Source organism: Acinetobacter sp. Lyrl_1 (genome assembly GCF_051948795.1).
Classification (GTDB): Bacteria; Pseudomonadota; Gammaproteobacteria; order Pseudomonadales; family Moraxellaceae; genus Acinetobacter; species Acinetobacter towneri.
The window spans coordinates 19,645-28,948 of record NZ_JAYJLK010000034.1; the positions used below are offsets into that span (position 1 = coordinate 19,645).

General features: G+C 37.8%; 8 protein-coding genes. 4 read left to right on the forward strand and 4 right to left on the reverse strand.

Annotation, left to right across the window (positions count from 1 at the left end):
• Nucleotides 1-264: 264 nt before the first annotated feature.
• Together VF675_RS10610 and VF675_RS10615 are read left to right on the forward strand one after the other, a co-directional pair.
• A complete protein-coding gene (locus tag VF675_RS10610) occupies nt 265-714 on the forward strand; it encodes a universal stress protein (RefSeq protein WP_131262017.1) in 450 nt (149 codons plus the stop codon).
• 50 nt (nt 715-764) lie between these two features.
• Nucleotides 765-1,211, forward strand: a complete 447-nt coding sequence (locus VF675_RS10615; protein WP_131262018.1) for a universal stress protein — start codon at nt 765-767, stop codon at nt 1,209-1,211.
• Between the two features lie 159 nt (nt 1,212-1,370).
• Here VF675_RS10615 and VF675_RS10620 read toward each other — a convergent pair whose 3' ends face one another.
• Together VF675_RS10620 and gorA are read right to left on the reverse strand one after the other, a co-directional pair.
• Nucleotides 1,371-1,589 carry a hypothetical protein gene (locus VF675_RS10620; protein WP_004973244.1) on the reverse strand — a complete coding sequence of 73 codons (219 nt, stop codon included), beginning with the start codon at nt 1,587-1,589 and terminating at the stop codon, nt 1,371-1,373.
• Nucleotides 1,590-2,079: 490 nt separating this feature from the next.
• Nucleotides 2,080-3,432 (reverse strand): glutathione-disulfide reductase, encoded by a 1,353-nt coding sequence (gorA, locus tag VF675_RS10625; RefSeq protein WP_096900890.1) that lies wholly within the window; start codon nt 3,430-3,432, stop codon nt 2,080-2,082.
• 245 nt (nt 3,433-3,677) lie between these two features.
• On the opposite strand from gorA, the gene VF675_RS10630 reads away from it, so the two are divergent.
• Complete coding sequence (locus VF675_RS10630) at nt 3,678-3,965, forward strand: hypothetical protein (RefSeq protein WP_440205205.1); 288 nt, start codon at nt 3,678-3,680, stop codon at nt 3,963-3,965.
• Between the two features lie 128 nt (nt 3,966-4,093).
• On the opposite strand, the gene pepN is transcribed toward VF675_RS10630, so the two are convergent.
• A complete protein-coding gene (pepN, locus tag VF675_RS10635; RefSeq protein WP_440205206.1) occupies nt 4,094-6,703 on the reverse strand; it encodes an aminopeptidase N in 2,610 nt (869 codons plus the stop codon).
• A 371-nt stretch (nt 6,704-7,074) separates the two neighbouring features.
• Here pepN and VF675_RS10640 point away from each other — a divergent pair, with 371 nt between their 5' ends.
• The gene (locus VF675_RS10640) at nt 7,075-8,232 is read left to right on the forward strand and encodes a hypothetical protein (RefSeq protein ID WP_440205207.1); all 1,158 of its coding nucleotides are present in this window, start codon (nt 7,075-7,077) and stop codon (nt 8,230-8,232) included.
• Nucleotides 8,233-8,501: 269 nt separating this feature from the next.
• Here the strand turns inward: VF675_RS10640 and VF675_RS10645 are convergent, their stop codons facing one another.
• Nucleotides 8,502-9,200, reverse strand: coding sequence for a hypothetical protein (locus VF675_RS10645; RefSeq protein WP_440205208.1), 699 nt, complete (start codon nt 9,198-9,200; stop codon nt 8,502-8,504).
• Between the last annotated feature and the right edge of the window lie 104 nt (nt 9,201-9,304).

Sequence of the window (9,304 nt, forward strand, 5' to 3'; positions counted from 1 at the left end):
TCAGTTTTAGCCTACAGCGCAAGCCATTTATGAAATATCAACAGACCCTATTTATTTTTGCAAATTTAGCAGCTTATTTTATCGTATAGCCTTGCCGTTGAGTTGAGCAATTTCATCATCTTCAGCTTATCTTTTATTTCAGCAAATTTGGCGGGTAATTAAATGAATTATCAATCTTTTTTCAGATTTTAAATTGAACCTGTATAGACTATATGCTATCAATAAAGTGTAAGGCACATAATCATAATTTCTGGAGTTACCCGCATGTCGTACCAAAATATTTTAGTCCCTGTAGATGGTTCACAAATTTCTTTTTCAGCGGTCAAACATGCAGCTGAAATTGCCAAAGTATTTAACAGCAAACTCACCTTAATTAGCCTTGTTGCGGAAAACCCATTTACCGATTCGGACTTTTACTATAACTATTCATCTGCCATTATGAAAGAATACTTTGTGCAAGCGACAGCCAATGCACAAAAAGCATTAAAAGAAGCAGATGAAATTGCGAAAGCAGTGGGTGTAAATGCAGAAACTCGCGTGGTTGAGGGTTTGGTATCTGCTGAAGGTGTAATCAAAACTGCGAAAGACTTAAATGCCGATGTGATTGTGATGGGTTCACATGGTCGTAAAGGTTTCCAAAAATTATTATTGGGTAGCTTTGCCACAGACGTATTACGCCATACAGAATTACCTGTGCTTGTAGTTAAAGCTTAATTACAAATTTAAGCCATATTTTCATCATAAATTTTTAATAAGGATTTGCCATGACAACTTATAAACACTTACTTGTTCCAGTAGATGAGTCACCTATGTCTTATGCTGCAGCCGAACAAGCACTTTCATTGGCAAAAGATCTAAATTGCCCTGTTACTATTATGAGTGTAATTGCAGTTGATCCTTTTGTAGGCGTGGACTTCTACAAAGTTGCACCTGCAATTACCGATTATTTCATGCAGGCTGAACAAAATGCACAAAATCGTTTGGCTGAAATTCAGCAATCCTTTAGCCGTGAAGGTATCTCGATAGATACCAAAATTATCCGCGGTGTTGCAGCTTCAGAAGGGATTGTGCAAATTGCCAATGAAATTGGTGCTGACCTGATTATTATGGGTTCGCATGGCCGTACTGGCGTGAAAAAGATGATGCTTGGTAGCGTTGCCCAAAACGTACTGACTCAGTCTCCTGTTCCTGTTTTGATTGTTAAGGTTTAATTCATTACCAACTGTGCTCTGCCACAGTAAAAGATAAAATAAAAAAATCCCGTTCGCCAATGAACGGGATTTTTCTGGATAAAACTTTTAAAAGCTTTTCTAAATTACATATTATGCAATCCAGTTTAGCTAGGTTGAATATTCATTTCAGACCAAAACTTAATTAACCCGATGCGGTAAACGGAACATTTCATGCGTATCGGTATAAAAACTGCGACCATCTAAATTCAGTTCAATTTCCTGACCACATTCCAACAACACATGTTTTCCGACTTCGACCCATTTAAAACCATCACGGGTATTTTGCTTTTTCTTTGATGCCACCAAAGACACCATAATTTCGCGACCATTCACTGCTTTCGCAAGCATTGTTTGCATTTTTTTCAATATTTACACCAATTCATTTATAACTTACAAATCAAGCTCAAATTAAAATTTTGAGCATAGTTTTTAATACAACAACATTCATCACACTTAATTTGCAGTGCATAGAAAATAAATGCAGCACAGCATGATGATGAATAACTACGAGAGAATAGAGATATTTTTATTGTACAAGTTATATTATAACATAGATTTAAAGTCTTTGCAGCATGGACTACAAAGTTGTAAAGATAAACTTAATAAAACAAAAATTTCTTAATCAAACCTTAATCATTTTCGTGAGATAATCTACCCCAGACACAATGGATGGTGTTTGATCGCACAAGCCCACTTCGGTGGGTTTCTTATTAGGCTAACTAAATAACGATAACAAACTTTATCTTTCTGACGTTTATCTTCTGATTTTTTATCTACAAATTTCAAAAATAAAAAAGAGTATGGATTTTTTTAACCCATACTCTTTGTGTGCGACTACGCTACTCCATTAGCGCATAGTCACAAATTCTTCTGCAGCAGTTGGATGAATTGCGACAGTATTGTCAAAATCTTGCTTGGTCGCGCCCATTTTGACCGCGACTGCAAAACCTTGCAAAATTTCATCCATGCCATAGCCAATACCATGCACGCCCACGACTTTCTGTTCATCACCAACGCAGACCAATTTCATTTTAGACACTTGACGATGCTGAGTTACAGCCGTGTACATTGAGGTAAAAGAAGATTGATAGACTTTGACCTGATCTTGCCCAAACTGTTCAATGGCTTGCGCTTCACTTAAACCCACCGTACCAATAGGCGGATGACTAAAGACCACCGTGGCAACATTTTGATAATCTAAATATTCATTTGGTTTGTGATTGAATAAACGTTCAGACAATTTACGTCCTGCGGCAACAGCAACGGGTGTCAGCTCAATTTTTCCAATAATATCGCCCACCGCATAAATACCTGCTTGGCTGGTATTTTGGAATTGATCTACTGCGATATATCCTTTTTCATCAATCTGCACATTTGCAGCAGCCAAGTTCAATGCTTGTGTATTTGGTTTACGTCCAACTGCCCAAATCAGACAATCGACCTCATGCTGTGAACCATCTTCAAGATGTAATAACAAAGACTGATCCGCTTGGCGAGTGACTTTCTTTGGAATGGCTTGCGTATGCACTTGGATATGTTCATCACGCATACATTCAAGTAATGTTTCACCTAAAAATTGATCTAAACTACGCAGCGGCAATTGTTTACGAATAAACAATCCAACTTCTGAACCCAACCCATTTAAAACACCTGCTAACTCTACGGCAATATAACCCGAACCGACAATTGCCGTGCGTTTTGGTAATTGTTGCAATTCAAAGAAACCGTTTGAATCAATTCCTAGCTCTGCCCCTTCAATATCTGGACGTGTTGGCTCAGTTCCTGTGGCTATTAAAATGTGATCTGCAGTGTATTGCTGCTGATTTACTTCAACTGTTTTTTCATTTACAAAACGAGCAAAGCCCTGAATCACATCAACATTGTTTTTAGCTAAACCTGATTGATACGATGCATGGATACGCTGAATATAAGCTTGACGATTTTGAATTAACGTATTCCAATCATGCGATTTTAATTCAGTATTAAAACCATAATCTGGGCCGTATTTTTGAATAGCATCGGCGATTTGCGCAGAATACCACATCACTTTTTTAGGCACACACCCCACATTGACACAAGTCCCGCCCAAATCTGCAACTTCAATTAATGCACATTTTTTACCATATTGCGCCGCGCGATTGGCCGAAGCAATACCACCACTTCCTGCCCCAATTACCAAATAGTCATAATGTTTAGCCATTTCATGCCTCAATTTTTCGTGATTTTTTAGATACTCATCTGCAGAAATTCAGCGCAGAAAAACATTCATTTTCATCAAAACTAACACATAAAACTGCATTTCCCAAGTCAGCCATATTGTCTAAATACACAAAATCGACACACTGTCATTCAATTGATTTCACTGCCAATAAAACTGACTATTCACTTAAATTTTACGCTTTTAAGGCTATAATATAAATTTGATTTTTTATCATTGGGGTCAATGTGAAGCAGTGGGTTTACGTTCTGATATGTAGCTTTATCACTTTCGGCTGTTCCCCATCCCAACCGTCAGATCAAGCCCCAAGCATGTTTGATGAACTCGATCTCATCAATACCAAAATGAATGAAATCTTGCTTCGCGATTTAGATAACTATTCTGCAGATGAGCGCAAACATATTATTTGTGAAGAATATACGCAGATTTACAAACATGAATATATGCCAATTGTACTTAAAAATTCTAAACCTGAAGATCGGCAATATAACGAGAAAAATTACTTGCTGAATTAAATGAAACTTACACCAACTATAAAAATGAATATCAAATTCGCTGTGACTAAGCTAGATTATTTTTAATGTATTCCAGCCACAAAAAAGCCATTTCAACGAATTGATGAAATGGCTTTTAGTTTTTTAACTTAAACCTCTAACATACTATTTAGGGTTTCAACCACGTTTTTAGATTTCACCACAGACTGCAAATTTAGCAACGCTGCTTGCACTTGGTTACGTTGTGGCTCTGCCAAAGTGTACCAACGCGACAACACCTGCAATAAACGCGAACCTACAATTGGGTTTTTCTCATCTAAATACTTGGCTAAGTCAATAAAATGCTGAACACCAAAACTCCATGTATTCACAGGGTTGCTATTTAAACCACCACTGACTGAACGAATACGGTTAGGTGTACCCAAATCATAATCAGGATGTGCAGTTAAAGCCTGAATGGTTTCAGCTGTCGCTTTTGGATGTGAAGCTTGAACCATAAACCATTGATCAAGTGCTAAAGCTTCATCTTTAAAACGTGTATAAAAATCTTCCAAAGCAGCTTTGGCTTGCGGTGCATCATTCCACACCAAGACACGCAATGCCCCTAAACGCTCAGACATATTTCGAGTTGTTTGGTATTGCTGCTTTGCCAGCTCAAACGCTTCGGCATCGCCCTGACGTGCCATTAACGCCAACATGATATTCTTTAAAGCACGTACACCCATTGCCTGAGAGAAATCTTGCTGCATGTCTGGATCAAGGCTTAAATAGGTTTCTTTGCAGAATGCACCAAGTTCGCGCGCCAATGTATCTAACAGCGCATTGCGTTGTTGCTGAATTTTTTCAGGTTGATAATTTTGATCAATACGGCTGCCCAAATAGCCTTCAGAAGGTACATCAAAAATACGTGATGCCAACAAAGGATCTTTTTCAATTAAAGCAGGTACTGTATTTTTCATGGCTTGCAAATAAGTATCTGCTGCATGTTCTTCCAATAAAATACGTTCCAATAGAGTCTGAGTCGCCTGCCACTGGTTAAAGCCATTGGTTTCGTGCTGCATTAAAAATGCCAATTCATCATTAGAATAGTTAAATTCTAAATTCACAGGTGCAGAAAAATTACGCAATAAAGAAACAACGGGATGCGCAGTTATACCGCTAAATTCAATACTTGCTTGTGCCTGATCAAACAAATACACACCATCTTTTACTGAGTTTTCAACCAAAGCTTCAGACTGCAAAATATATTGCTCGCCTGTTTCTGCATTGAACAATGCCAATGCAACAGGAATAGGCAATGCTTTTAAGTTTGGATATTTGGCATTGGTTTTCAGACTTTGTTTTAAATTTAAACGATAAACCTGCGCAGCCGCATCGTATTCGCCCTGCACTTCAAGCTTTGGTGTGCCTGGTTGATTGTACCAAGTCAGGAAATTAGATAAATCGACACCTGAACCTGCGCTTAAAGCATTGACCCAATCTTCAACCGTGACTGCTTGTCCATCATGACGACGGAAATATTCATCACTACCTTTACGGAATTTTTCTTTACCGAGTAAAGTCGACATCATGCGGTTAATTTCCGCACCTTTTTCATAGACTGTTGCGGTATAGAAGTTATTAATTTCTACAAAATGATCTGGACGTGGCGGGTGCGATAACGGGCCAGAATCTTCGGGGAATTGATGTGCTTTGAGCACCGCCACATCATCAATACGCTGTACTGCGGCAGACTGTAAATCTTCAGAGAAAGATTGGTCACGGAACACCGTTAAACCTTCTTTTAAACACAACTGGAACCAATCGCGGCAAGTAATACGGTTACCTGTCCAGTTATGAAAATATTCATGCGCAATCACGGACTGTACGCGCATAATTGCGGCATCTGTGGTGTATTCTTCATCGGCCAATACACATGACGTATTGAAAATATTCAGACCTTTATTTTCCATTGCGCCCATATTGAAGGCACTGGTCGCCACAATCATATAATTATCTAAATCATACGGCAGACCATAGTGTTCTTCATCCCAACGCATCGAATGTTTTAACGCTTGCATAGCAATTTTGCATTTTGGAATGTCTTTTTCTTCTGCATAAATTTCCAGTGCAACATTACGCCCTTCAGATGTCACATAATGGTCTTTCATGACTGCCAAATCGCCAATCACACAAGCAAATAAATAGCTTGGCTTTTTGGTCGGGTCTTGCCAAATCGCATAATGACGACCTTCGCCTGCTTCACCTGTTTCTAACAAGTTGCCATTTGCCAATAACACAGGATATTTTTTATCGGCTTCAACACGTGTGGTAAATACCGACAATACGTCTGGGCGGTCAGGATAGAAGGTAATTTTACGGAAACCTTCAGGCTCGTTTTGGGTAACAAATAAATCAGAACTTGCCTGATATAAGCCTTCAAGTTGCGTATTGCTTTCAGGATGAATGATCACGATGGTTTCTAACGTGACTTGATCAGGTGCATTTGCAATGCGAAGCTGCTCACTATCTAATTGATAGTCACTTTCCGATAATTCCGTGCCATTCAAAATAATAGATTTCAATTCTAAATCACGGCCCAATAACACCAAATCGCCTGCAGTCTGACGCTGCATTTTCAATGTTGCACCCACTTGGGTGTAATCTGCATAGACTTGAATATCTAGCTCTACAGCATCTACCAAGAATGAAGGTTTTTGATAGTCTTTTAAATAGATAGTTTGGCTGGCTTCAACCATAGGATTTGCTGCAATATTCATCTTGTCCTCATTCTTTGTGGCGATGCGCTTGTTTTTGTAAAGTTGCAATGATCATACGACAACTTTCAACATCTGTCTGCGCACAATCTATTTCAGTCTTGTTCAACAATGCTGATTTATATGGGCGCTCAACCCAAGCTTTTCAATCCTATCTGGATTAATCCTGTACAAGTAACATAAAAGCAGACTGTTTAAATCAATACCTGTATTGCTATTACGCGTAAATTTAATATTTTGATATGCAACTTCACTTCAGATACGACCAACACAGGCTAATTTTGATGATGATCAAAAGCACAGAAGCTTCCACCTTTCAGTACACAAGCCATGTATAATGACATATCACGATTTACTTGAGCTTCTATTTCACAATGCTACAAATTCTGCAAAAACAATTAGATGAAAGCACATTATGCCCTTTGTGTCAGGCATCTATGTATTGGGTAGAAGCAGAACAATATGAGCAGGAATTAAATTTTCACCAATGTAGTCATTGTGAACATCGCATCTTTCAAAATAGCCAACAACAAAACTGTCATTGCGCAAGCTGTACCCAACAACGCAAAAAAATCATGGCGGAAACCCGCTTGCAAGAACAACAAAAATTCAAAAAACAGGATGCACCTGAACGCGAATTAAATCAGCTGCGTTTTATAGATAAATTATTTTTATTGAGTATTTTAGATCAGCATGCACAGGAACATATTCCACATGAAGAATTTATAGATTGGGGAAAAATCAAGTATTTAAATATTACCCCCAACTATTTTTTCCAGCACGGCATGATCAAACATTTGCTAAAAGAGCAAATATTAATTGCCAAAGATTTTGCCGAAAATGCGCAGCAATATTATATCAATGTCCGTTTAGATGGTTATTCTGAACCAAGCTTATTCAGCATTGCACAACAATTACGTTATTGGTTTTATGAAAATCTGAGTATGGGCACACCGTTCAAAACAGCAGATGAAGTCAAAGATGCGCTGTATTTATTGCTGTATCAAGAGATTGTGCAGTTTATGCAATTTTATTGTCGGACTTGGGGAATACAAATTGCGGGCAACCATAGTTTTCAGAGCTTTTGCTACCGACTTTTAGATGTCTTGGCGGTTGGGCAAATTTATTACTTGGTGCAAACTGCTTTGGAATTTTTATACCAACAAAAAGCACTCAAACCGCGTAATGAAAACTTTATTAATACCAATTTACTGAAAAAGACTGTGCAGCAATACCGAGAACGGTCAGTGGCTGAAAAATGGGAGACCTCTACCCTGCCACGCCCGCCTAATTTGCCTTTCAGCTATATGAGCGAAATTTTATTCTTCCGCTTTTTGGGTTATGACGAAAGGATTTTCTTTCAACCTGTGTGGCGTTCTTGGCGAAAAATTGAAGCACGACTTAAATTTTATTCACTTAAACGCTGTATGCACTGCGGATCGGATGAACTGACTGTCGATTATGACGCAGAAAATTATGTGTCCTTATTTTGTCGCAACTGCAAACATCAAGATCATTATTTCACTCAATAAAACTTTGGTGAAGATGATGGTTACACCCCATCACTGCCCAAATTCATCATCTACTGCAGTATAGAGTCAACAGGATACGTACAGAGGATTACAGTTTTTCGATGTGATAAGCACCTAATCCACTTTTCTGTTTAGTGCTAAATTGAGTGCCGTTTCAGATAAAGTTTTACCGTCTAATTGGCTTTGTTGCACAAAGATTTCATAACTATATGATTTTAAAGGTTTTGATTATTTTTTGATCCAAAATTAAATTTATTTAAATCAGATGCTTACATATTTATGCAACAAAGCCCGTCTAATTTACAAATACACATAATGCCCCAACCATCAAAATAATCAGGCGCGTGCTGCAAAAAGAAATTGGAATGTACATCTTGCGGAATTCTCAAATGCATCAGTTGCTCAAAACTTCGTGCTGGAGAATGAGTTTCATGCACATATACGCCTTCACCGCGCTTTTGAATTTCAGGATACCGTGCCGCCATAAGCTGCAAAACTTCATGATATTCCTTAGGCATAGTTTTCCCGACTCTTGGGAAAAAACTTTTAGAACGCGAAGCAAACAAAGAATAAATCTTCGGTTGATTAATGCTAATCACAAACCACAATGGAATAAATGGATTTTTTAAGCGTCGATTCAACATGGCTTTGACTGCACTTGGAATCGTCAAATTTTGTTTTTGATATTCAGACAAAAAACCCGCTCGTGAATTGACCACATGCATAGGCTGTTCATTATAATGAATCAAAATAAAAGGAATAACATTTTGCCCAACCACTTGATCTCGATCATGATATTGAATAACCGTGACTGCGATTGCATCGGGGTCATAAACAAAGGCTTTAAATTCTTCTAAACTCGAATTTGGAAAGATTTTTTGATCGAATTGATAAATTTTTTCAAAAAAATACGATTGCTGCTGCATTGAAAGCGCTTTAAAGTCAAAAACTGTTTCTATTAAATTCATAAAAACAACCCAGTTTCATATTTAAAGAGAGACGCAAAATTTTTTTAATTGGTCAATGCATTAATAATATGACACATTTTAATTACATAATTTTACAATCATTA